At 61.3% G+C, this 20,690-nt stretch carries 23 protein-coding genes and 2 pseudogenes; 14 read left to right on the top strand and 11 right to left on the bottom strand.

The annotated features are described in order from the left end of the window. The first annotated feature begins 4 nt into the window (after positions 1–4). The 4 genes from GR138_RS28780 to GR138_RS28765 all read left to right on the top strand — a co-directional run bounded on the left by GR138_RS28780 (position 5) and on the right by GR138_RS28765 (position 3,094). The gene (locus GR138_RS28780; protein WP_160862703.1) at positions 5–385 is read left to right on the top strand and encodes a hypothetical protein; all 381 of its coding nucleotides are present in this window, start codon (positions 5–7) and stop codon (positions 383–385) included. Then, positions 382–1,008 carry a cytochrome c oxidase assembly protein gene (locus GR138_RS28775; RefSeq protein WP_202402905.1) on the top strand — a complete coding sequence of 209 codons (627 nt, stop codon included), beginning with the start codon at positions 382–384 and terminating at the stop codon, positions 1,006–1,008. The genes GR138_RS28780 and GR138_RS28775 overlap by 4 nt, the downstream gene beginning before the upstream one ends. Next, positions 1,002–2,066, top strand: coding sequence for a c-type cytochrome (locus GR138_RS28770; RefSeq protein WP_160862701.1), 1,065 nt, complete (start codon positions 1,002–1,004; stop codon positions 2,064–2,066). Before GR138_RS28775 ends, GR138_RS28770 begins: the two co-directional genes overlap by 7 nt. Positions 2,067–2,224: 158 nt before the next feature. Beyond that, complete coding sequence (locus tag GR138_RS28765) at positions 2,225–3,094, top strand: alpha/beta fold hydrolase (protein ID WP_160862700.1); 870 nt, start codon at positions 2,225–2,227, stop codon at positions 3,092–3,094. A 343-nt stretch (positions 3,095–3,437) separates the two neighbouring features. On the opposite strand, the gene GR138_RS28760 is transcribed toward GR138_RS28765, so the two are convergent. After that, positions 3,438–4,925 carry a PQQ-dependent sugar dehydrogenase gene (locus tag GR138_RS28760; RefSeq protein WP_160862699.1) on the bottom strand — a complete coding sequence of 496 codons (1,488 nt, stop codon included), beginning with the start codon at positions 4,923–4,925 and terminating at the stop codon, positions 3,438–3,440. After that, the gene (locus GR138_RS28755) at positions 4,918–5,469 is read right to left on the bottom strand and encodes a DUF2231 domain-containing protein (RefSeq protein WP_246200809.1); all 552 of its coding nucleotides are present in this window, start codon (positions 5,467–5,469) and stop codon (positions 4,918–4,920) included. Before GR138_RS28755 ends, GR138_RS28760 begins: the two co-directional genes overlap by 8 nt. A 57-nt stretch (positions 5,470–5,526) precedes the next feature. Here GR138_RS28755 and GR138_RS28750 point away from each other — a divergent pair, with 57 nt between their 5' ends. Together GR138_RS28750 and GR138_RS28745 are read left to right on the top strand one after the other, a co-directional pair. Next, positions 5,527–5,709, top strand: coding sequence for an XRE family transcriptional regulator (locus GR138_RS28750; RefSeq protein ID WP_160862698.1), 183 nt, complete (start codon positions 5,527–5,529; stop codon positions 5,707–5,709). 93 nt (positions 5,710–5,802) lie between these two features. Next, a complete protein-coding gene (locus tag GR138_RS28745) occupies positions 5,803–6,267 on the top strand; it encodes a DUF3597 domain-containing protein (RefSeq protein WP_160862697.1) in 465 nt (154 codons plus the stop codon). A 50-nt stretch (positions 6,268–6,317) separates the two neighbouring features. Here the strand turns inward: GR138_RS28745 and GR138_RS28740 are convergent, their stop codons facing one another. The 4 genes from GR138_RS28740 to GR138_RS28725 form a co-directional block, all read right to left on the bottom strand. After that, positions 6,318–6,584 (bottom strand): PepSY domain-containing protein, encoded by a 267-nt coding sequence (locus tag GR138_RS28740; protein WP_160862696.1) that lies wholly within the window; start codon positions 6,582–6,584, stop codon positions 6,318–6,320. A 211-nt stretch (positions 6,585–6,795) separates the two neighbouring features. Further along, the gene (locus GR138_RS31005; protein WP_420853735.1) at positions 6,796–7,077 is read right to left on the bottom strand and encodes a LysR substrate-binding domain-containing protein; all 282 of its coding nucleotides are present in this window, start codon (positions 7,075–7,077) and stop codon (positions 6,796–6,798) included. A 206-nt stretch (positions 7,078–7,283) separates the two neighbouring features. Further along, the gene (locus tag GR138_RS31000; RefSeq protein ID WP_420853732.1) at positions 7,284–7,484 is read right to left on the bottom strand and encodes a LysR substrate-binding domain-containing protein; all 201 of its coding nucleotides are present in this window, start codon (positions 7,482–7,484) and stop codon (positions 7,284–7,286) included. A 269-nt stretch (positions 7,485–7,753) separates the two neighbouring features. Next, positions 7,754–7,939: a hypothetical protein gene (locus GR138_RS28725; RefSeq protein ID WP_160862693.1), complete on the bottom strand. Its 186-nt coding sequence runs from the start codon at positions 7,937–7,939 to the stop codon at positions 7,754–7,756. Between the two features lie 722 nt (positions 7,940–8,661). Between GR138_RS28725 and GR138_RS28720 the strand changes: the two genes are divergently transcribed. Beyond that, a complete protein-coding gene (locus GR138_RS28720; RefSeq protein ID WP_160862692.1) occupies positions 8,662–8,976 on the top strand; it encodes an EthD family reductase in 315 nt (104 codons plus the stop codon). Positions 8,977–9,416: 440 nt separating this feature from the next. On the opposite strand, the pseudogene GR138_RS30735 reads toward GR138_RS28720, so the two are convergent. From GR138_RS30735 to GR138_RS28705, 4 genes and pseudogenes are all read right to left on the bottom strand, one after another. Next, positions 9,417–9,798, bottom strand: a pseudogene (locus GR138_RS30735) (IS6 family transposase); the annotation flags it as partial. A gap of 151 nt (positions 9,799–9,949) precedes the next feature. Beyond that, positions 9,950–10,255, bottom strand: coding sequence for an antibiotic biosynthesis monooxygenase (locus GR138_RS28715; RefSeq protein WP_160862691.1), 306 nt, complete (start codon positions 10,253–10,255; stop codon positions 9,950–9,952). A gap of 41 nt (positions 10,256–10,296) precedes the next feature. Beyond that, positions 10,297–11,859, bottom strand: a pseudogene (lsrK, locus tag GR138_RS28710) (autoinducer-2 kinase). 4 nt (positions 11,860–11,863) lie between these two features. After that, positions 11,864–12,811 carry a sugar-binding transcriptional regulator gene (locus tag GR138_RS28705; RefSeq protein WP_160862690.1) on the bottom strand — a complete coding sequence of 316 codons (948 nt, stop codon included), beginning with the start codon at positions 12,809–12,811 and terminating at the stop codon, positions 11,864–11,866. Positions 12,812–13,051: 240 nt separating this feature from the next. On the opposite strand from GR138_RS28705, the gene lsrA reads away from it, so the two are divergent. From lsrA to GR138_RS28675, 6 genes are all read left to right on the top strand, one after another. Further along, positions 13,052–14,554 (top strand): autoinducer 2 ABC transporter ATP-binding protein LsrA, encoded by a 1,503-nt coding sequence (gene lsrA / locus GR138_RS28700; protein ID WP_160862689.1) that lies wholly within the window; start codon positions 13,052–13,054, stop codon positions 14,552–14,554. Further along, entirely contained in the window at positions 14,547–15,578 is a 1,032-nt protein-coding gene (locus tag GR138_RS28695; protein WP_160862688.1) for an ABC transporter permease subunit, read from the top strand. The genes lsrA and GR138_RS28695 overlap by 8 nt, the downstream gene beginning before the upstream one ends. Continuing rightward, positions 15,575–16,588, top strand: coding sequence for an ABC transporter permease subunit (locus GR138_RS28690; RefSeq protein ID WP_160862687.1), 1,014 nt, complete (start codon positions 15,575–15,577; stop codon positions 16,586–16,588). Before GR138_RS28695 ends, GR138_RS28690 begins: the two co-directional genes overlap by 4 nt. 2 nt (positions 16,589–16,590) lie before the next feature. Next, positions 16,591–17,622 (top strand): autoinducer 2 ABC transporter substrate-binding protein LsrB, encoded by a 1,032-nt coding sequence (gene lsrB, locus GR138_RS28685; protein WP_160862686.1) that lies wholly within the window; start codon positions 16,591–16,593, stop codon positions 17,620–17,622. A gap of 65 nt (positions 17,623–17,687) precedes the next feature. Next, positions 17,688–18,941 carry a class II aldolase gene (locus GR138_RS28680; RefSeq protein ID WP_160862685.1) on the top strand — a complete coding sequence of 418 codons (1,254 nt, stop codon included), beginning with the start codon at positions 17,688–17,690 and terminating at the stop codon, positions 18,939–18,941. A 182-nt stretch (positions 18,942–19,123) separates the two neighbouring features. Continuing rightward, positions 19,124–19,246 carry a hypothetical protein gene (locus GR138_RS28675; protein WP_420853731.1) on the top strand — a complete coding sequence of 41 codons (123 nt, stop codon included), beginning with the start codon at positions 19,124–19,126 and terminating at the stop codon, positions 19,244–19,246. Positions 19,247–19,390: 144 nt separating this feature from the next. Here GR138_RS28675 and GR138_RS28670 read toward each other — a convergent pair whose 3' ends face one another. Then, a complete protein-coding gene (locus tag GR138_RS28670; RefSeq protein WP_202402904.1) occupies positions 19,391–19,687 on the bottom strand; it encodes an ArsR/SmtB family transcription factor in 297 nt (98 codons plus the stop codon). A gap of 69 nt (positions 19,688–19,756) precedes the next feature. Here GR138_RS28670 and GR138_RS28665 point away from each other — a divergent pair, with 69 nt between their 5' ends. After that, the gene (locus GR138_RS28665) at positions 19,757–20,569 is read left to right on the top strand and encodes an alpha/beta fold hydrolase (protein ID WP_160862684.1); all 813 of its coding nucleotides are present in this window, start codon (positions 19,757–19,759) and stop codon (positions 20,567–20,569) included. The last annotated feature ends 121 nt before the right edge of the window (positions 20,570–20,690 follow it).

Raw genomic sequence — 20,690 nt, 5'->3', positions numbered from 1 at the left:
CACAATGCGCCTCATCCCCAAGGACGTCGAAAGCCTCTGGACGCTTTTCACCGCACCGACCATCTGGGCGCTGCATTTCCTCGTCTGTTATGTCACGGCCGCCGTCTTCTGTGCCAAGGCGGGTGCGCCCCCCTTTTCCTTCGAGGCGATGCGGTTGGCCCTCTGTGCTGTCACACTGGTTGCCCTGTCGGGCATCGTGCTCTCGGCCTATCTCGCCTGGCGGCAATGGGGCTTCGGCTCGGGCGACCCGCCGCATGACGAGCCGACCCGCAAAGACCGCCTGCTTTTCCAGGGCTTCGCGACCCTGCTTCTCGCCGGCCTCAGCTTCGTGGCCGTGATCTTCGTCGCCGTGCCCCTTGCCTTCATAGAGGCGTGCCAGCCATGACATATATCGCACGCCTCCTGGGACTCGTGCTGCTCTCCGTGATGGTTGCGCTATTTTTTGCCAGCTTCGGTAGCGGCTCGTTTACGGCCCACATGGTGATCCACATGGGGATCGTCGCAGTGGCCGCGCCGCTCATCGCTTACGGCTTTCGTGACACGCGGTTCGATCCACTTCCGGGAATGCTCAGGGTGAGCCCCATGCTCGCGTCGTTCATCGAGCTCGTTGTCGTCTGGTTCTGGCATTTTCCCACTTTCCGGACGAGCGCCGATGCCAGCCTCATCCTGTCCCTTGTCGAACAGGCAAGCTTTCTGGTGGCCGGCGTCCTACTCTGGCATGCCTGTTTTCGACCGAAAGACGGGCGCCTTGCCGGCACGGCCGGGCTGTTGTTCACCTCCTTGCACATGACCCTACTCGGGGTGCTGCTCGCACTCGCTCCGCGTCCGCTTTATGGCGATGGCGATATCACCTGTTTCGGCATTCCATTGTCTGCTGCCGCCGACCAGCAGATCGGCGGCGTCGTTATGCTGATGGTCGGGGCGCTGGCCTACCTCCTGGGCGGCATCCTGCTTCTTGCCGGCGTCTTGCGAGATGGCGAGACGCTGCGGGAGAGACCACGATGGTGATCAGGTGGAGACATGTCGTCGGCGTCCTAGTTGCCTGCATATTGGGGGCGTTCCTCGTCACCTGGTCCGGACTGATCAGCATCAAGGCGAGCACAGGCCATTGGAGGATCACGGACATCGTCCTGCACTGGGTGATGCGATCGTCGGTCCGCTCCGCCGCGATCGGCACGAAGGTTCCAGCCTTCACGAAGGGCATGTTGCCGATGGCGGCCGGGCACTTCGAAGCCGGGTGCGCTGTCTGCCACGGCTCGCCCGCCATGCCGAGGCCGGATAGCGTCGCCAAAATGCTGCCACCACCGCCCGATCTCAAGGACAAGATCGTAACCTGGAGCGACGCGGAGCTGTTCCTGATCGTCCAGCATGGCGTTCGCTATACGGGCATGCCCGCCTGGCCAGTCGCAGATCGCGAAGATGAGGCGTGGGCGATGGTTGCTTTCCTGCGCCGGTATCCGGAGCTCGATGGCGATCAATACCGCGCACTAACGGGCTTCACCGCCATCGCGTCGCAGGGGATGGACCGGCTCATCGCGACCTGCAATGGCTGTCATGCACCAGACCGTCTCAGGCCCGAAAGCCTCATTCCTCGGCTTGCGGGGCAGTCCTCCACCTACCTCGAACAGGCTCTCATCGCCTATGCCAACGAAACGCGCCGTAGCGGAGTCATGGCCGTAGCCATCGAGAAACTCACCGAGGCAGAGCTAAAGGACCTTGCCCATCATTTCGCGGGCGAAGGCGCCGATCCAATGCCCCTATTGGCTGGCGATCTATTCGAGCGGGGCCAGACGCTCGCATTAAAAGGCGATCCGAGCCGTGGTGTTCCCGCATGCCTGTCCTGTCACGACAAAGCCGAAGCAAACCCCAGCTACCCCCGCCTGTCCGGCCAACCCGCCGCCTATCTCGCAAACCAGCTTCGGCTCTTCGTCGAGAAAAAGCGCGGCGGGGGACCGTTCAAAGAAGTGATGACCCGCGCCGCCGCCAAGCTGGAAGCGAACGACATCTCGGCGTTGGCCGCCTACTTCTCTGCTCGCGATATTGCGGATCAAAACGCGCCGAATTGATCGGAACATCGCACGCGGGAGCCTGTTTATCGATGCGGGAAGCCTTGGAGAGGCTGTGTTCGCGCGCACCCCCGTCGCCCTCTATGCGCAGCACCCTGTCCGGGAGGTGCCACTCTTGGCATCAAAACGAAACGAAAGTGGGTTTGAGGAGACTTCGAATGGATACGCTCGTTCGGCATCGTCGTGTTTCGGTCGGAGGGACCGACACTTTCTATCGCGAGACTGGCCCACGGGATGCCCCGGTCATCCTGCTGCCACACGGCTATCCCTGCTCCTCCTATGAGTTCCGCAATCTCATGCCTTGCCTTGCGGATCGCTGGCGTCTGGTCGCGCCGGATTTCCCGGGCGCAGGCTACAGCGCAACCCCTGACGATTTCGACTATAGCTTCGATGGATATGCTGCCTTCCTGGAGACCTTCGTCGGAACCCTCGGGATCGACCGTTTCGTGCTCTACCTTCACGATTTCGGATCGCCAATCGGGGCACGGCTGGCGATCCGGCAACCGGACCGCATCGTTGCTCTCATCATCCAGAATGGAGACATTCCATATGAGGACGCGCTGGGTCCGAAATATGCGGATATCGAGAAGACATGGACGCTTCCGACTGCCGAGATGAAGAAGGCCCTGGCGGGGGCGGTGACGGAAGAGGCGTTCAGGGAGGAGTTCCTCAACGACCTGAAACCGGAGTTGGCAGCAGCGATCCCGCCTGATCTGTGGAAGCTCCATTGGTCGCTGGTCACGCCAAGACGCAAGGAAATCGCCATCGACCTGATCGCGTGGCTAAAGCAGAACCGGGCCTGGTTTCCGGACCATCGCAAATACCTGCGCGAACACCAGCCACCGACACTCATCGTATGGGGTCGCAACGATCACTATATGCCGGAACGCTCGGCGCGTGCCTATCTGCGAGATCTTCCGGAGGCTGAACTGCATCTTCTCGATGGTGGACACTGGCTGCTCGAAACCCACCTCGAGGATGTGGTTCATCTTGCCCGCGACTTTCTCGGAAGGGTTCATCCCGGTTGATCGCCCGTATGATCGATGAACGAACGTTTTAGTCCGGCAGTCGGTTTGGTGGAGCACCTTGCTCTCTACAATTTTCGTAACGTGCTCAACAGCACAAGTCCCTCCGCGTACTTCGCGCCATCCTCCCCCAGCATCTGAACCTGTGCGACGTTGTCCTCGAGATCGGCCGGTTTGACAGGCCGAGCCAAGGTGTTTTGCAGCCGCACGGCGAACGAAATCCTCCCAGGCCTCTTCGTCGCGGCGTGACATCGCATTGACGGCCGCTAGGATCTCGGGAGAGAAGCCCTCCTCCCCGTAGACGGTCGAGGGTCCATCCACTCCCCTTGGCCCTCGCTCCAGCCGACTACTGACCGTCCTCTGGTGAAACCGCCGGTGAAATGTCGGTTTGAGAGTCGCTTCGTTCCTCGGCGCCATCCCCCGTCGAACCGTGATCCTCGTTTATCACGGCAGAGGTCGCTACCCGGTCGCTCGGTATTGGCTGCGCTGTCACTGACCCATCGGCCGCGGCGACGCGCCAGACGGTGTTTCCGGCATCGTCCGCGATCAACAACGCCCCCGTGCCATCGATTCCAAGTCCGACCGGACGCCCATGGACCTGGTCGTTTTCAAGAAAACCGGTAACAACATCCTGTGCCTTGCCAGAAGGTTTTCCATCGACAAACGGCACATAGATGACCTTGTAGCCGTTGAAAGCATTGCGGTTCCAGCTACCGCGGTTTCCGACAAAAGCTCCGTTGCGAAACACCTCGGGCAAAGCAGAGTCCTTGGTGAAGGCAAGACCAAGGGCCGCGACGTGGCTCGACAGCGCATAGTCGGGCGAGATCGCCTTTTCGACGAGATCAGGGCGTTCCGGACGGACCCGCGGATCGACGTGCTGGCCGTAATAGCTCCAGGGCCACCCGTAAAAGCCGCCTTCCTTCACGGAAGTCATGTAATCCGGAACGAGATTCGGGCCGAGCTCGTCACGTTCGTTCACCACAGTCCAGAGTGCGCCCGTCTGGGGATGGAAGTTGAGCCCGTTGGGATTGCGAATACCCGACGCAAAAACCTTTGCGGCACCCGTCTGGCGATCGACCTGCCAGATTGCAGCACGCCCCTTCTCCGCCTCGATCCCCCTCTCGCCGGCATTGGAGTTGGATCCGACCGAAGCGTACAGGAAGCGTCCGTCGGGGCTGAGGGCGAGATCCTTGGTCCAATGGTGGTTGATGGGCCCGCCAGGCAACGGCGTGAGGATCCGGGCCTGCGCTGTGATGGCGCCACTGCCAAGCTTGTAGGGATAGGCGAGTATCGCATCGGCAGCAGCGACGTAGAGGGTGTCCTCGTACCAGGCGACACCGAACGGCGAATTCAGGCCGGCCAGAAGGTCGACGCGCTCGTCAACCGTGCCGTTCCGATCGCTGTCCCGCAGAAGGGTGATGCGGTTTGTTTCACCGCCACCGCCCGCATCACCTGCGGCCATGGACATGATCCAGCCGCGGATGATGTCCTTCGGTCGTTCGAGCGGTTTGCCGGCGGGCGCCTTCGATTGAACCACAAGGATGTCACCATTTGGAAGCGTATGAACGGTGCGCGGATTGGCAAGATCTTTCGCATAGACGGTGATCGTCAATCCATCCGGAACTTTCGGAAGTTGGCCATCCTTCCAGCCGACGACCGGCGCGACGTTGAGGTCCGGGAGGAGACTTTGCGAGGGCTCCGGCAGAACCGGATCGGGTCCAATTTGCTGCGCCGTTTCGAACTCACCTTCACTACCGCTGCAGCCGACGAGAACAACACCGGCGAAGAAGGTCACAAGTGAGAAGGTCACAAGTGAAATGCGGGCCTTAGACATTTGCACCTCCTCTGCGACCGGCAAGACCTGCAACGGCCATGACGAGCACTGTGGCGATGGAAACCGTGAGCCCATAAGGCATGACCGCCGTCCAGCCGTCTGCAGTGTGGATAAAACTGTTGAGGACCGCGAGCGCAAACGCAGTGCCCTGACCCAGCAACCCGAACCAAGTTGGGCCGTACCATCGCGCAACGAGCGCGATGAGCGCGACGATGATGGCGACCGCGCCGAACACGAGACCGGCAAGGAGCAGCCATTCCGAGAAGTGAAGCCAGATCAGGTTGGTCGTTTGCCAAAACGCAACATCCGTCAAGAGGGCCAGAAAGAAGCAGGCAATCGGGAACGACGAGAAGAAGCGATAGACAGCGTAGGATAGAGGATGGGAGACCAGCATGGTGTAAAGAGTCATTGCGTCAGCCTGCCATTTCAGGGTGAAGATGTGGAAATACGCACGTGGGCAGAGAATGTTCCCAGCCTCCTCTGAGCTAGAATTGACGCGAACAAAATCGAACTCGCGAGCGTCTACGAAACTCAGGCTGTTCAACCCTCTTGTTGCGCACTGCGAAAGACCTATATTGCAGCGCAACAACAGGAGACGCGCATGACGATAAATGTTTCAAATCCGATTGCCGAGTTACGGAAGTCGACCGGCTACAGCGTGGAACAGCTTTCGCTCGTGTCCGGGCTAACCGAATTGGAAATCACGAAACTGGAGACTGGCGCGCTCGTGGATCCCGCGAAGTTAGCCAGGCTGATGTCTGCAGCAGGAATTCGGAGAGCATAGGGTCTGAGGACTGCGTACTTGCCAAGGCTGGTCCGTACCATATTTCATCTCGGAAGAGCTTCGAGACAGGGTTGGTTAAAATAGGGATTGGCAATGAAGATCTTCACCTCGATCAAGGAAAAGCTTTTCGGCAAGGCGCTGGAGACGCCCGCGCTTGAAACAGCGACAACGAACACGATTCTTCCGGGCGATGTCGAAACGGCGCAGACAGACACAGCATCAACGCCAAGCATCGAGAGCGAAGTCGCAGCAACACTCGGCGGAGCTAACGCTGAACCCGCATCCATGCGGCGGCCTGACCCCGTTGACGTTGCTGTCATTCTTGATGAGGCAGCGAAACAGAATGGCCAGAAGCTCAACTGGCGCCACTCGATCGTGGACATGATGAAGGCGCTTGGCATGGACGCAAGCCTGCAGGAACGTCAGGAACTTGCCGAGGAATTGGGCTATACCGGCGACAAGAACGACTCCGCCCGCATGAATATCTGGCTGCACAAAGCCCTCTTGAAGGAGCTCGCTGCCAATGGCGGCAAAGTTCCCCCTGAGCTGCTGGATTGAGCATCGGGCCGCCACATCACCAGTCGCCTGTTAGACGGTAGAGCGGCTCGCTACTCCTGCTCGACAGGCTGACCGCTCTTCGCATCAATGTTGATCTCGACGCGGGCCTTGTCCTTCGTTCGGTACTCGATTTCGTAATACCCGCGGTCGTTCCACGACATCTCGTGAAGTCGGGTAAAATCTGGGCGCCCTTCGACCGCAGAAAGTATCTCGGACGGTTTCCTACCGTCTTCCGGACGAATCTTTGCATCCTCGGCCACCGCAGGCAGAGCCGACAATGCGAAAACTGTAAACAGCGCGACGAGTCTCTTGGACATTTCTACCTCCATCACATCGGTCAAGCGGTGAACGGCGCGCATTATTTTTAGTTCCGAAGCGAGAACCGCGCGCAATCATATGGCGCGCACCGGCGCCCATATTTCTACGGAATGTTCCCCAGCCCCCGCATACCGCTCGCCTGCATCTCCCGTAAACCGCGTGCCATCCGCGTCTGGAAAAGGCTCCTTGTGACTGGGGACAAACGAAATTTTACCTGGAAAGAATGTCCGGGACCTCAGCTGGCAATGTGCCACTAAAGACCTCCGCCAAGTGGTCAATAAATACCCCGACTTTACGTGGGATGCGACTTCGCTGAGCATGGAAGGCGAAGATCGGCTGCTCGATGGGTTCGTAGTCCGGCAGGAGCCGCACAAGGCGGTTTTCTGATATATCCCGGGCGACCATGAAATCTCCCATGAGGGAATAGCCCCCTCCCGCTAGGCAAGCATTTCCAACCGCGCGCGGCGAGTTCATGGTCAGATGCTGCGGCACTTCGAAATCAGTGATGTTTCCTTGATGCAAAAATCATCTGTGAACGCGTCCCCATTCCCCGCTGAGCTGTGTAACGGATGGGCACGTTCTTATCTCGTCCAAGGTTCTGGGTGTTCCATATTGCTCGCAAAACTGAGGAGTAGCGACGAACACGATCCTCTGTGTGAAAATCCCTTGCGCAATCAGGGATTAATCGTTCAACGGCCTTACCCGGATGGCGACATCGAAACACTCTCCAATGAGATCGACCAACCGATGCCAAGTTCAATTGAGACGTCGAGCTGCGGGAACCGTCTCGCGAACTTGGGAACCGCTGGAGCCAAGCACTCATTGCCAAAGGCAGTTACGCATGAGAGGTGGAGCCGACCGTGAGGTGTTTCGTGGCGTTCGTGCACTGAGCTCCGCATTACATCAAGCTCCTACAGAAAGCTGGCGCTCTTCTGCCGAACTCCGCCCCAACTGCGTTTTTTTTGCACACGACACTCAACCGGAAAGTACCAAGGCGGCAGTTCATTGAGCCAGTTCCGCTTGTGGCCGTTGACGATGGTGGTCAACGACGCAAACTCATCAACGCGATTAGTCCCGGACCATCTCTCGGCAAACACAATGGGCGAAGGCCTGGCCTCCGCCCAGGACAGCAGCTTGAACTTGTTGACGGCGAGACGTTAGCGCACTTTTACTTTTCGCTGCGGCCCGCGCGATCAGCACTTAGCCATCCGCGCTTGGCACATTCCTCCATGGCGGCCGCCATCGCCTCGGTGCGGCTTGCGAATGGTCCCTCTAGAGTCACCAGATCGCGATCAAACATCACTGCGACGGACTTCGTAACTACGTCGAAAATAATCTGCGGTGCCAGAGGCATGGCGTTGTCCTTGCAAGTTGAGTTTTGCGTGAACGCCAAAACTCATGGTTTGTTCAGAGCAACCTTGTAAGAGGTCAGCGCGCTGTCAGGTGTCACCTTGGTTACTGGCACGTGTACGCTCCAGGGGATGCACTCCACGATGGGGCGAGCCGCGAAACTGCAGGAGATGGAATAGCGGGCGGCCATCGGAACAAGAGGCAAAAACCGTCGGTTAATAGGTCCGGCAATTGCTGTGGATCCACGCTTGTTCCCGACCCCGTGGTTGGTCTTTCGGCGTGTTGTTTGACCCCACCATCGGCGCCGGCAGCTGACCACAGTCACATCGGAGAAACAACAAATTGCTCAGCATGTTAATCTAACAAGGCAGGGGTAATTCTTCTGCGCCGAAGGGGGTCAACCCTCGACGCTTAATCACAAGTGGGCGTGTCACGCTGCTCAGCCCGGCTCGCACTAGGGCCGTAATGGTGTGGTCCTCAAACGGCCAGACCGCTCGATCGCGGCTTTTCTTGTCTTCGCAACAGTGCTGAGCCTACCTCATCGATCTCTCCTTCAGCGAACTCAAGCGTTTCTGTGACGTCGCCACCCGTTTCGAAAAGCACAGCGAAAACTACCTTGCTTTCGTCAAACTCGCTTCAGCCAAAATCTGGATGCGCTTTACGAGCCGGAAAGCTAAAAAGGCCCCTCGAACGCTCGGAGAGGCGTTCAGGCAGAGGAGCACGACCATGATCAAGATGAGCGTCTACTATCCGGCCGATGGCGGTTCGAAGTTCGATCACGACTACTACCGCATCAGCCATATGCCACTGATCCAAGAACGGCTCGGCGATGCCTGCCTGCGCTACGAGATCGATAAGGGCCTTGCGGGGCGCGAACCTGGAAGCGCGCCGGAGTTCGTCGCCGTGTGCCACGTCTACTCGCCGACCCTGGCGGCATTCCAGGAGGCGTTGGGCCCCCACCGCGCGGAGATCTCCGCGGACGTCGCCAACTACACGGACATCGCCCCCATCGTGCAGATCAGCGAAGTCGTTGAAGGGTAGAGGCATTGGCGCAGGCGAAGCGGAGAACCTTCCGGGATCGCGTAGTGCAAGCCCATCTGATCCATGGTGACGTAGCCGGTGCCGAACCGGTCGACGATCGGTAACGTGTCGTTACCGTCGACGCGAAAACGACCCTGCTGCCGTGAAACTCGCTTCAGCCAAATCTGAACGCTCCTTATGAGTCGGCGACCCCGACGACAAATAGCAGAATCTGAAGTGCATCGATTCACTGTTCTTTTCCAGCTATACTGAGGCCAATCCCGGTCAGTGGAACTCGTCGCGCAGTCGATAATAAGCGACCTTCTTGGGGACCAGCTAACTGATGCCGTAACTGTCCTGAAAGGATCGGACCCACTCGTCGCCTAATTCTTCAGCGATATCTCGTGTAGCGGTGATGTCAGGTTACCTTGAGCAAGTCCATTATCTGCGTGCTGGTTGGCTTATACCGCTATCCCGGTGACTGCCTTCCAATGTGCCATCGCTCCGAGACGATGGAGATAGGCGGCGATGGCTGAGTGTTTGGAGCGAGCGGGGACGAAGAGATTTCGGACTGCCGAAAAGACGCTTACGAAACGTCGCAGCGTGCCTGGGGAGCGAAACCGTTGCATCATACGCTCCCGTTTGCGCCGCGGTAGGTGCGAGTTTGGCGCGGTTGTTTAAGCCTTTGTGTGATCTATGATCACTGCAGGCATGATCTGACGCCGTGTTGCGGCGGGTCTGATCGATCTCGTCGAGAACGTATCCGTCCTGATCCACGGCGCTTCAGAGCCAGTGTCTCCGTCCGCCTATGATCATGACCACTCAGGCCGGATGCCAAATATCATCCGGGTTTCACGGCTTCCGACGCAAGCGCGGCATAGTCCAAGCCGGGGCCTGCGCTGGCATCGGTCGCTCTTTGAGCTTCACGCTATGCCGACGTTCATCCCCTGAGCGCCAGACGAAAACGTTGTCGCGCCACGCGCGGTTAACTGATTTAGGTACCGAGGAAATCCGCCATTTCGGCATTAAAAAAGGTTTTGGTCCGCGGGCCTGCGAGGATCGGGTCGATCCGGCGTACACATTCCTGATAGTGCGGGGTCTTGCGGTGCTCATCGACGGCTTCCGGCGAGGTGAACACTTCGTAGATCGTGAAGCTGTTTTCGTCTTCGGGATTGCGAAGCACGTCGAAGCGCACATTGCCCGGCTCCTGCCGGGTGCCCTCGTAATTGATGCGGAACGCCTCGAGGAACTCCGCGGCATGGCCCGGCTTGACGTTGATGCTGACCATCTGGATGAGCATGTCTTATTCCCTGCTATATGTTGAAGTCCTGGATGAAAGGGTCAAAGGCCCGGCGCTTTCCACATGGCGGTGGTGACGCCCTCGTCGACGAGCTGGCGCTGCAGCGCGTAGGCCCGTGCCCAGCGCTCGCCTGCCTCGTCATAGATGGCCTTGTGCCTGAAATCCGGCTCGAAGTGCCTGTCCTAGCGCACCCAGCCGTCCGCCACCTCGACGAAATTTTGGCGCAAGCCGATGCCGATGGCCGCGGCGGCCGCGCAGCCGAGCGCCGTCGCTTCCTTCACGACGGGGGTGACGACCGGAAGGCCGGTGGCGCTCGACAGGATCTGCGACCAATGGGCGGATTTCGATGCGCCGGCGGCAAAGACAATCTTGTCCGGCGTTTTGCCCGACAGCTTGAAGATGGCCGCGAGATTGCGCGCCGCGACGATTGCCGCGTTCTCCTGCAGTGCGCGGAAGATTGCCGTCTTGCCGGATTTTTCCGGATCGATAGACAGGTTCAGCAGCGAGGGGGCCGCGTGGTACCAGTTGCCGTATTGCATGACGTCGGAAAAGACCGGGATGATGCCGTGCGCGCCGACGGGCACGTTCGCCGCCTTTTCCTCCAGCAGCCGGTAGGCATCGCCGCCGGGCCCGGCCGCCGCCACTTCCTCGGCGCCGAAACTGTCACGGAACCAGCGCATGACGATGCCGACGAAGAAGCTGATCGCCTCGGCCTGGTTGAGGCCGGTCACGACATGCGGATTGATGCGCAGGTCCATGGACGGGTCGGAGACATCAGGGCCGACATTCACCACCTGTTGCCAGAAGGTGCCGCCGAGCACGGCGCAGTCGCCGTCGTGTACGACGCCGATGGCCGCAGCGCCGCTCTGGCAGTCACCGCCGCCCATGACGACGGGCGTGCCCGGGGCAAGGCCGGTCTCGTTCGCGGCCTTTTCCGTGACGCGGCCGATGACCGTACCGGGCTCGACGCTTTCGGGGAAGATATCGTCGCGCATACCGGCCCTGGCCATCGCTTCCGGCAGCCAGTCGCGTTTCACAAGGCTGTAGAGGCCGGTCGTTCCGGCGTTGGACGGATCGCTGGCGATGACGCCGGACAGGCGCGCCAGGACCCAGTCGGACAGCATGCTGATCCTGTCGATGCGGGCATAGACGTCTGGCAGGTTGCGCTTCAGCCAGAAGAGTCGGGGCAGCGCGCCGAGCGCGAAAGTCTGGCCGGTTTCGGCGTAGAGGTCACGCTCAAGGCCCGGAAACTCGCGCTTGAGGTCACGCACTTCACTGACGGCGCGGCTGTCGACATTCGCGCAGGCCCAGATTTCCCGCCCGCTTCTATCATAGGCCACGAAAGCCTCGCGCATGCTGGTGGCACTAACGGCTCGGATGTCGGCAGCCGCAATACCGGCCTCGGCGATGGCCTGGCGGATGGCGCGCGACAGCAGCGCCCAGTTGCCCTCCACGTCGAAATCCATCGAGCCGGGGAATCTGGGATCGGTCTTGTGCCACCATTCGTGCTGTGCGCTGGCGATCTGATTGCCGTTTTCATCGAAGATCACGGCCCGGCCGCTGCCAGTGCCGGCGTCGACCGCCAGCAGATATGTCGTCGTCATGGACTCAGTCCTTGATATCGATGAGGCCGGCGGCCGTCGTTTCGTCCGTGATGAGGATTCCGACGAACTTTCCGCGCAGCGCCGCGTGGATGGCTCCGACCTTGTGGATGCCGCCCGCCGCCGCCACGACCTTTTCGGCGCGCGACAAGGCCGCGAGCTTTACGCCGATCACCCGGTCGTGCAACGGCAGGTCGAGCGGTTCGCCGCGTTCGTTGTAGAACTGGCAGAGGATATCGCCGACCGCGCCCTTGCGGCGCAGCGGCTCCACCTCGTCCGGGCTGACATAGCCGGAGCGCACGACGGTGGAGGCGGCGGAAAGCTCGCCGATGCCTACGAGCTGGTAGGTGGCGTTGAGCGCCATGTCGAGGAGGTTGGCGACGGCCGGCTCCGAGGACAGGTTGCGTGCAACGTCCGGATCGCGCACGACGAGCGGCGCGGGCACTAGGTGCACGCCACTGCCCCAGTTGGCCGTGCGCATGCCGTCGACATAGGTGCCGACGCCGCCGGTGAGGCTGACGAGGCCAATATTGCGCTCGTTGGCGAGATGGCCGAGCCTCTGGATGGTGTTGGATACCGTGGCGCCCCAGCCGACAGCCAGAAGGTCGTCGGTCTGCAGCCGCTGCATGAGGAACTGCGCGGCCGCCTGCCCGAGCCGGTCGCTGGGGTCCTGATCGGGAAGCTGCGGCACGACATAGGCCTCGAGCAGCCCGTAGCGCTCCTTGATCTGCCGCTCCAGCGCAAGGCAGCCCTGGTAGCGCGAATTGATGCGCACCTGGATGATCCCGGAGCGACGGCCGCTTTCCAACAGGCGCGAGACCTTGATGCGCGACATGTTAAGCTTTTCGCCGATCTCGTTCTGCGTCAGCCCGTCGTTGTAGTAATACCAGGCGATGCGGGTGAGGATCTCCTCGTCCGTATCGGCGTAGCTCCATTCCCCGTTATCCGACGCCATGCAAGCGGCCCTTTCGGTCGATTTACGATCATCTGAATAACAAAAAAACTTTTGATACGTCAACGTATCCGCGCGCCAAAATATTCTTTGCCATCGCAATTCCTTGATTTCGGCTGATAATTCATATTTTGCAGCGGAATATCGGCTTCGCGTGGCCTATCTGCGCGATTTGAGCATATTGACGACCCTGCACCACTATGATCATATGATTGACAAGAATTACATATGAACAGGTGCAGAATGACGGATAGCCCGGCGACCGGGAGGGTCGCGAAGCTGACGGACATCTGGAAGTCCTACGGCGCGGTTCCGGTGCTGAAGGGCGTCTCGCTCGCCCTGCGGGCCGGAGAGGTGCATGCGCTTCTCGGTGGCAACGGCGCCGGCAAGTCGAGCCTTATGAAGATTATGTCGGGCATCATCCCGGCCAATTCCGGCGCGATCGAGATCAACGGCCGGGGGCTTGCCCATGCCTCGCCGGCCCATGCCCAGGAGCTCGGCCTCTACCTCGTGCCGCAGGAAGCCCATATCCTGCCCAACCAGAGCGTTCTCGAAAACATCTGCCTCGGCCTCGCCGCATCGCCCAAGGCACTGCGCCCGCGCGTGGAGCAGCTCGTCACCGAGCTCTCGGTCTCGCTCGACCTCGACGCCCAGGCTGCCGCCCTCGAAATCGCCGAGCGGCAGATCGTCGAGATCCTGCGCGGCCTCGTGCGCGATGCGCGCGTGCTGATCCTCGACGAACCCACCTCCGCCCTCACCCCCTTCGAGACGAGCGCGCTTTTCCAGCGCGTGCGCAAATTGCAGGCGCAGGGCGTCGGCATCTTCTTCATCTCGCACAAGCTGCGCGAGATCCGCGAGATCTGCGGCACGATCAGCGTGCTGCGCGACGGCGTCATCGTGCTCTCGGGCCCGCTCGACGACTACAGCGACGCCGAGATCATCGACGCGATGAGCCGCGTGCAGATCACGGAGGCTTCGGGCAAGGACCGCACCGGCCGCAAGGTCTCGCAGATCGGCCAACCGCGCCTCAGCGTGCGCGGTCTCAGCGGCGAGGGTTTCCGTAATATCAGCCTCGACGTGCGGGCCGGTGAAATCCTCGGCCTTGCCGGCGTCGTCGGCGCGGGGCGCACGGAATTCGCCGAAACGCTCTTTGGCCTGCGCCCCCAGGCGGCGGGCAGCGTCGTCTTCGACGGCATGGAATTGAAGAAGCGCTCGCCGCGCATTTGCATCGACCGCGGCCTCGTCTACCTGCCGGAAGATCGCCAGCAGCATGGCCTCTTCCTCGAAGCACCACTCTTCTGGAACGTCTCCTCCTATCTCGTACACCGCCTGCCCTTCTTCCTGCGCCCCGGCGCGGAACGGAAGGCTTTCGACGAATTCCGCGCCAGCATGGGCATCAAATGCACCGGCCCTGGCCAGGAGGCGCGCGGCCTTTCGGGCGGCAACCAGCAGAAGGTTCTACTGGCCAAGTGCCTGTCCGCCCGGCCGAAAGTGCTAATCCTCGACGAGCCGACGCGCGGCGTCGACATGGCGGCCCGCAACGACATCTACGATCTCATCCGCGAGCTCGCCGCCGATGGCGTCGCCATCGTCCTCATCTCCTCGGATTTCGACGAGATATTACAACTCGCCGACCGCGTCGAGGTCATGGCTTTCGGCCAGTCCGGCGGGGAGCTGACGGACAATATCTCGGTGGACACTATCGCCCGCCTCGCCTTCGGCGCCGCGGAGGCCCGCCATGCTTGACCTTTTCGCGCGCAACCGCGTCGCGACGCTCATCGTCGTGCTCGCCGTCGCCTATGCCGCCATCGGCGCGGCCGCGCCCGGCTACCTCTCCCGTACGACGGCCTCGGTTGTCGTCTCCAACAGCCTCGTGCTGATGCTGATCTCGCTCGGCACGATGATCGTCATCCTGACGCGAAACATCGACGTCTCCAGCGGCTCGGTGCTCGGCCTCAGCGCCGCTGTGCTCGGCCTGTCGCTCAATGCCGGCGTCGGCCTGCCGCTCGCCATCGTCTTCTGCCTTGCGACGGGGGCCGCCGCCGGCGCCTTCAACGGGCTGATGGTCGCCTATCTCGGCATCCCTTCCATCGTCGCCACGCTGGGCACGCTCGGCCTCTATCGCGGCACCATGCTCGTGCTGACCGGCGGACGCTGGATCGAGGACCTGCCGCAGGGCCTGAAGGCGCTCGCCGCCAATCTCGGCCCCGGCTTCTCGGCGCTGACCGTCGTCGTGCTGGCGCTCGTCGTCGTCGCCTGGCTCGTGCTTCGCAAGACACGCTTCGGCCGCTATTTCTACGCCGTCGGCGACAACCGCGCCGCCGCGCACCATCTCGGCGTACCAGTGAAACGCGTGCAGTTCACCGCCTTCGTCGCGACAGGCCTGTGCGCCGCGCTCGCCGGCCTCGTCTTCGCCGCGCAGATCGGCTTCATCCCCAACCAGGCCGGCAACGGCATCGAGCTGAAGGCCATCGCCGTCAACGTGCTGGGCGGGGTGAGCCTGCTTGGCGGTACCGGCTCGGTCGCGGGCGTCTTTTCCGCCGTCATCTTCATCACCTCCATCGACAGCGCGCTCGTCTTCCTGAAGATCCCCGCCTACTGGAACGACTTCATCGCCGGCGCGATCCTGCTCTCGGTCCTGCTGCTCGACGGGCGCATCCGCCAGATCATCGACCGCCGCATCCGCGCCCGCCGTTATGCGCTGCACGAACGCGGCCCCGCCCAATCCGCTGAAACGACAACGGCGCGCACCGTGGAGGCCGGCCGATGAAGAAACTCATCTTCCGCTGGGAAACCGCGCTCCTTGCCATGCTGGTCGCCGAACTCGTCATCTTCGGCATCATCAATCCACGCTTTCTCAATGTCGCGAACCTGATCTACGGCACCTCGGACTTCGTGCAGATCGGCATCGTCGCCCTGTCGCTGACCCTCGTCATCATCGCCGGCGGCATCGACGTCTCCTTCGCCTCGGTGATCGGCCTTGCCGCCATCGTCTTCGGCGTCGCCACCTTCTACGGCGTACCGCTGCCACTTTCGATTGCGCTGGCGCTCGTCTCCGGCGCGCTCTGCGGTCTCCTCAACGCCACCGTCATCCACCTGTCGAAGATCCAGCCGCTCGTCGTCACACTCGGCAGCCTCTATCTCTTCCAGGGCACGGCGACGGTCGCCTCCGGCCTCGTCGGCGCGGGCGGCTACGAGGGGATCGGCAATTTCCCGGAAGCCTTCAACGCCTTCGGCTATGCGGAAGTCCTCGGCCTGCCGGCCCCGCTCGCGCTGTTTCTCGCGCTCGCCTTCGTGCTGGTCGTGCTCCTGCACTTCACCCGCTTCGGCCGCGCCGTGTTCCTCTCGGGCCAGTCGGAAAGCGCGGCGCGCTTTGCCGGCATCCCGGTCGGCCGCGTGCAGACCATCACCTATGTCATCACGGGCGTTTCGGCTGCCATCGCCGGCCTCGTCATGTCGGCCTATTTCGGCTCCGCGCGCGTCGACCTCGGTTCGGCGACGCTGCTGCCCGCCGTCACGGCGGCCGTGCTCGGCGGCGCCTCCATCTATGGCGGCCAGGGATCCATCCTCGGCACCCTGATCGCCACATTCGTCATCGGCTACCTGCAGCAGGGCCTGCAGGCGGCCGGCGTCCCCAGCCAGATTTCCAGCGCACTTTCGGGAGGGTTGCTGGTTGTCGCGGTGGCACTGCGCCATGGAAGCGCAATGCTGGCCGATTTCATCGCCGTCGCCCGGCAAAAAAGACAGACCCGGGCGGCAGTCACTTCAGGAGGAGAATGAGAATGATCAAGTCCATTGTGAAATCCGGCGCCATCGCCGCAGCACTTCTTGCCAGCACCATGCTCGCCGCCGGCACGGCGCGCGCCGAAAACCAGATCGCCTTCATCCCCAAGCTGGTGGGCGTCGGTTTCTTCACCTCCGGCGGCGCCGGCGCGACGAAGGCCGGCGAAGAGCTCGGTGCAAAGGTCACCTATGACGGCCCGACGGAACCCAGCGTTTCCGGTCAGGTGCAGTTCATCAACAACTTCGTCAACCAGGGTTACAACGCGCTCGTCGTCTCTTCGGTCTCTCCGGACGGCCTCTGCCCGGCCCTCAAGCGCGCCATGGAGCGCGGCGTGCTCGTCATGACCTGGGACAGTGACGTCAATCCGGATTGCCGCAGCTATTACATCAACCAGGGCACGCCCGAGCAGCTCGGGGGCCTGCTGGTCGACATGGCCGCTGAAGGCGTGACGAAGGAGAAGGCCAAGGTCGCCTTCTTCTATTCCAGCCCGACCGTGACCGACCAGAACGCCTGGGCGGAAGCCGCCAAGGCGAGGATCGCGAAGGAACATCCCGGCTGGGAGATCGTCACCACCCAGTACGGCTACAACGACGCGCAGAAGTCGCTGCAGACCGCCGAAAGCATCCTTCAGACCTATCCGGACCTCGACGCGATCATCGCGCCCGACGCCAACGCGCTGCCGGCCGCCGCGCAGGCAGCGGAGAACCTGAAGCGCGCCGAAGGCGTCACCATCGTCGGCTTCTCCACGCCAAACGTCATGCGCCCCTATATCGAGCGCGGCACGATCCAGCGCTTCGGCCTGTGGGACGTCACGCAGCAGGGCAAGATCTCGGTCTATGTTGCCGATCACGTGCTGAAGAACGGTCCGATGAAGGTCGGCGACAAGCTGGAAATTCCGGGCGTCGGCACCGTCGAAGTCTCGGCCAACAAGGTGCAGGGCTACGACTACGAAGGCGACGGCAACGGTATCATCCTGCTGCCGGAGCGCACCGTCTTCACCAAGGACAACATCGCCAACTTCGACTTCTGATCACACATGGACGGCGGGCGGCTCCGGCTGCCCGCCGAACTTTCTTCAAGGACAGGACGACACGCATGAAAAGCCGTTGGAACGACGAGGATGCAGCCCGTTATGTTGAGGCCGCGCGCGCGGCGGGACAAAGCGAGGCCCTCGGCCTTCGCATCTACACCTCCCGCATCATCGGTGGCGATCCCGACCTCGTGCTGCATGGCGGCGGCAATACGTCCGTCAAGGTGACGTCCGCTGGCGGCGAAACGCTCATGCACATCAAGGGCAGCGGCTGGGATCTCGACACGATCGAAGCACCGGGCCTGCCGGCGGTGCGTCTCGAACCGCTCCTGGAAACCCGCAACGGCCCCAAGCTGTCGGATCCCGACATGGTATCGCTGCTGCGGGCCAGCCTGATCGATGCGGATGCGCCCAATCCTTCCGTCGAGGCGCTGCTGCACGCCTTTCTGCCCTTCGCCTTCGTCGACCATACCCATGCAACGGCGATCCTGGCGCTGGCCGACCAGCCGGACATGCGCGAGACGGTGCGGCGCATCTATGGCGAGCGGCTCGCCTATGTGCCCTATGTCATGCCGGGCTTCGACCTTTCCATCGTCGCAGATCGCATCTACCGCGAGCATCCGGGCTGCGAGGGTCTCTGGCTGGAGAACCATGGCCTCTTCAGCTTCGCCGATAATGCCCGGACTTCCTATGAATTGATGGTTGAATTCGTCACTATGGCCGAGAAGGAACTTGCGCGTGCCGGTGTGATGCTCTCCGGCCCGCAGCCGAGCGACGGCGAAGAGGATCCCGCGTTGAGGGCGAGGCTGGAAAAGGCCCTTGCTCGCGGGGGCTCACCCTTCGGCGAGGGCGTCTTTCTCGACTACCGCTCCACCGTCGCGATCCGCGAGCACACATCGATTGAGGACGTGGAGGCTATTGGCCTGCGCGGAACCATCACGCCGGACCATGTCATCCGCATCAAACCTTGGCCGATGATTGTCGCCCCTGACGCGAGCGAGGACGCTATCAATACTTCGCTTGACGCTTATGCCGAGCGCTACCGGGCCTATTTCGCACGCAACGCAACTCGCACCAGCGAGCCCAAACATATGTTGGACGCCTATCCTCGTGTGGTGTTGGTGCGTGGAAAAGGCATGTACGCCCTCGGCGCCAACGCTAGGGCCGCAAAGATCGGCGGTGACCTTTGCGAGCAGGCAGCGCGCGCAATCAACGCCGCCGAAGCCTATGGGCGCTTCAAACCCGTCGGCGAGGCCGACCTGTTCGACATGGAGTACTGGTCTTTGGAGCAGGCAAAACTGCAGGTCGCGAGCAAGTAACGCCGACGCGCACCATATCTCATGTCGTGCTTGGTGGTTCGAAAGGTGGAAAACCTCCTCTCTCCTTGGCGCCTTGAACGGACTCGAACCGCGTACCATTCTGTATCCATCGACCCGCCGGCAGCACCAGAGAGCGTCGTATCGACGCATCAGTGCGTGCAGGCAACTGACGCAGAAGCGCCGTGCCGTCTCGCCCTGGCGATACGGAGGCCTTCCATGCCATCTATGTCCGCCAGGGCGGTCCCCTGCTGGCGCGCGTGCAGGTCCTGCTGGATTTTCTCACCGCACGCGCTTGCGTGAACTAGAGGCTCGCACGAACTGGAAACACCGCCAAGACAAAGTGGTCATGCGCGTCGCTACTTCCGTAAGATTGGAGGGAAAACCAGCGGGTGGATTGACGTGCTAGCTGCTTCTTCCGGTGAAAAAATATCCAGTGATGGCGGCGGGCACTAGGCCTTTAAAGAGAGTTCATTTCTGAGCCACTCGAAATAGTCGCTGATATTAGCCTCATCCCTTTTGCAATACGACCATTTCAGGTGCTTCCGCACTGTCAGGAAGCCCGCCTGCCTCAGAATATCCAGATGTCGGCTGGCCGTGGGTTGCGACACTGCCAGCGCATCGGCGATCAGCGTCATGCACACACCGAACTCTTCCGGGTCAGCTGACCACTGGTGGCCAAAGTGTTCGGCGGGATCGATGAGCAGCTTGAGAACTTTCAAGCGCTGCTCGCTCGCCATCGCCTTCATTTGGGTTGATCTCTCCATGGCCTTCAATCATATTGTCACTTAGCGAACGTGCTATATGGAACTATCGTCATGCTGAACGTTCCCTATACAACGACTATCGAAGGAAATGCCATTCGATGGGGTAGGGTGGGGAATGGCCCGCCTCTGGTGGCGATACATGGAACACCTTTCTCATCACAGGTCTGGCGCAGGATCGTGCCGCAGTTAACCGACTGGAGGACCGTCTATTATTTCGATCTCATTGGCTACGGACTATCCGAGATGCGGGACGGCCAGGACGTGTCTTTGGCGGTGCACAACAAGGTGCTGGCACGCCTTTTCGCGGAGTGGGGCCTGGACCGTCCAGACGTGTTGGCGCACGACTTTGGCGGCGCCACAGCGCTGCGCGGATACTATTTGAACGGCCTGCGTTACCGCTCGCTCACAATATTCGATGCCGTTGCCTTGGCGCCCTGGGGATCGGCCTTCGTCCAGCACGTCCGAAAGCACGAGACCGCCTTTTCGGGAATGCCGGACTACATGCACCGGGCGCTGCTGCGGGCCTATCTGCAGACGGCAGCCTATAATCCCCTATCCGAGCAAGCGTTGGAGATTTACATCGCGCCCTGGCTTGGGCCGGTGGGTCAGCCGGCATTCTACAGGCAGATAGCGCAGATGGACCAGCGGTTCACCGATGAAGTCGAAGTCCTGTATGACCGGCTGGATTGCCCTGTCACCGTGCTTTGGGGACGGGAAGATGGTTGGATTCCCTGCGAGAGGGGCGAGGCCCTTGCAGCGATGATATCAGATCGCCCATTGGTCTCTGTTCCCCAAGCTGGACATCTGCTTCAGGAGGATCGCCCGGAAGCCTTGGTGGCGGAGATCTTGAAAAACCTCTGCTGAAGCAGGCTAACGATAAAGCCGATGGTGATGTCAACCGCGTAATGTTCACACGCTCACCGCGAGAACTCGTGCATCACCTCGAAACCGAACCGACGATCCGCGATCTGAAGCTTAACGTCAA

The organism is Shinella kummerowiae (assembly GCF_009827055.1).
GTDB lineage: Bacteria > Pseudomonadota > Alphaproteobacteria > Rhizobiales > Rhizobiaceae > Shinella > Shinella kummerowiae.
Note: the sequence above shows the minus strand (reverse complement) of the source record. Positions and strands in the feature narration are given on the sequence as shown.

Excerpts from the sequence above, each read along its gene's own strand:
- GR138_RS28725 (WP_160862693.1), bottom strand. The coding sequence starts at position 7,939 with ATGCCTCTGGCACCGCAGATTATTTTCGACGTAGTTACGAAGTCCGTC.
- lsrB (WP_160862686.1), top strand. The coding sequence starts at position 16,591 with ATGATCAAGTCCATTGTGAAATCCGGCGCCATCGCCGCAGCACTTCTT.
- GR138_RS28745 (WP_160862697.1), top strand. The coding sequence starts at position 5,803 with ATGAAGATCTTCACCTCGATCAAGGAAAAGCTTTTCGGCAAGGCGCTG.
- GR138_RS28760 (WP_160862699.1), bottom strand. The coding sequence starts at position 4,925 with ATGTCTAAGGCCCGCATTTCACTTGTGACCTTCTCACTTGTGACCTTC.
- GR138_RS28740 (WP_160862696.1), bottom strand. The coding sequence starts at position 6,584 with ATGTCCAAGAGACTCGTCGCGCTGTTTACAGTTTTCGCATTGTCGGCT.
- GR138_RS28665 (WP_160862684.1), top strand. The coding sequence starts at position 19,757 with ATGCTGAACGTTCCCTATACAACGACTATCGAAGGAAATGCCATTCGA.
- GR138_RS28670 (WP_202402904.1), bottom strand. The coding sequence starts at position 19,687 with ATGAAGGCGATGGCGAGCGAGCAGCGCTTGAAAGTTCTCAAGCTGCTC.
- GR138_RS28765 (WP_160862700.1), top strand. The coding sequence starts at position 2,225 with ATGGATACGCTCGTTCGGCATCGTCGTGTTTCGGTCGGAGGGACCGAC.
- GR138_RS28695 (WP_160862688.1), top strand. The coding sequence starts at position 14,547 with ATGCTTGACCTTTTCGCGCGCAACCGCGTCGCGACGCTCATCGTCGTG.
- GR138_RS28770 (WP_160862701.1), top strand. The coding sequence starts at position 1,002 with ATGGTGATCAGGTGGAGACATGTCGTCGGCGTCCTAGTTGCCTGCATA.
- GR138_RS31000 (WP_420853732.1), bottom strand. The coding sequence starts at position 7,484 with ATGCGGAGCTCAGTGCACGAACGCCACGAAACACCTCACGGTCGGCTC.
- GR138_RS28780 (WP_160862703.1), top strand. The coding sequence starts at position 5 with ATGCGCCTCATCCCCAAGGACGTCGAAAGCCTCTGGACGCTTTTCACC.
- GR138_RS28715 (WP_160862691.1), bottom strand. The coding sequence starts at position 10,255 with ATGCTCATCCAGATGGTCAGCATCAACGTCAAGCCGGGCCATGCCGCG.
- lsrA (WP_160862689.1), top strand. The coding sequence starts at position 13,052 with ATGACGGATAGCCCGGCGACCGGGAGGGTCGCGAAGCTGACGGACATC.
- GR138_RS28680 (WP_160862685.1), top strand. The coding sequence starts at position 17,688 with ATGAAAAGCCGTTGGAACGACGAGGATGCAGCCCGTTATGTTGAGGCC.
- GR138_RS28705 (WP_160862690.1), bottom strand. The coding sequence starts at position 12,811 with ATGGCGTCGGATAACGGGGAATGGAGCTACGCCGATACGGACGAGGAG.
- GR138_RS28690 (WP_160862687.1), top strand. The coding sequence starts at position 15,575 with ATGAAGAAACTCATCTTCCGCTGGGAAACCGCGCTCCTTGCCATGCTG.
- GR138_RS28720 (WP_160862692.1), top strand. The coding sequence starts at position 8,662 with ATGATCAAGATGAGCGTCTACTATCCGGCCGATGGCGGTTCGAAGTTC.
- GR138_RS28775 (WP_202402905.1), top strand. The coding sequence starts at position 382 with ATGACATATATCGCACGCCTCCTGGGACTCGTGCTGCTCTCCGTGATG.
- GR138_RS28750 (WP_160862698.1), top strand. The coding sequence starts at position 5,527 with ATGACGATAAATGTTTCAAATCCGATTGCCGAGTTACGGAAGTCGACC.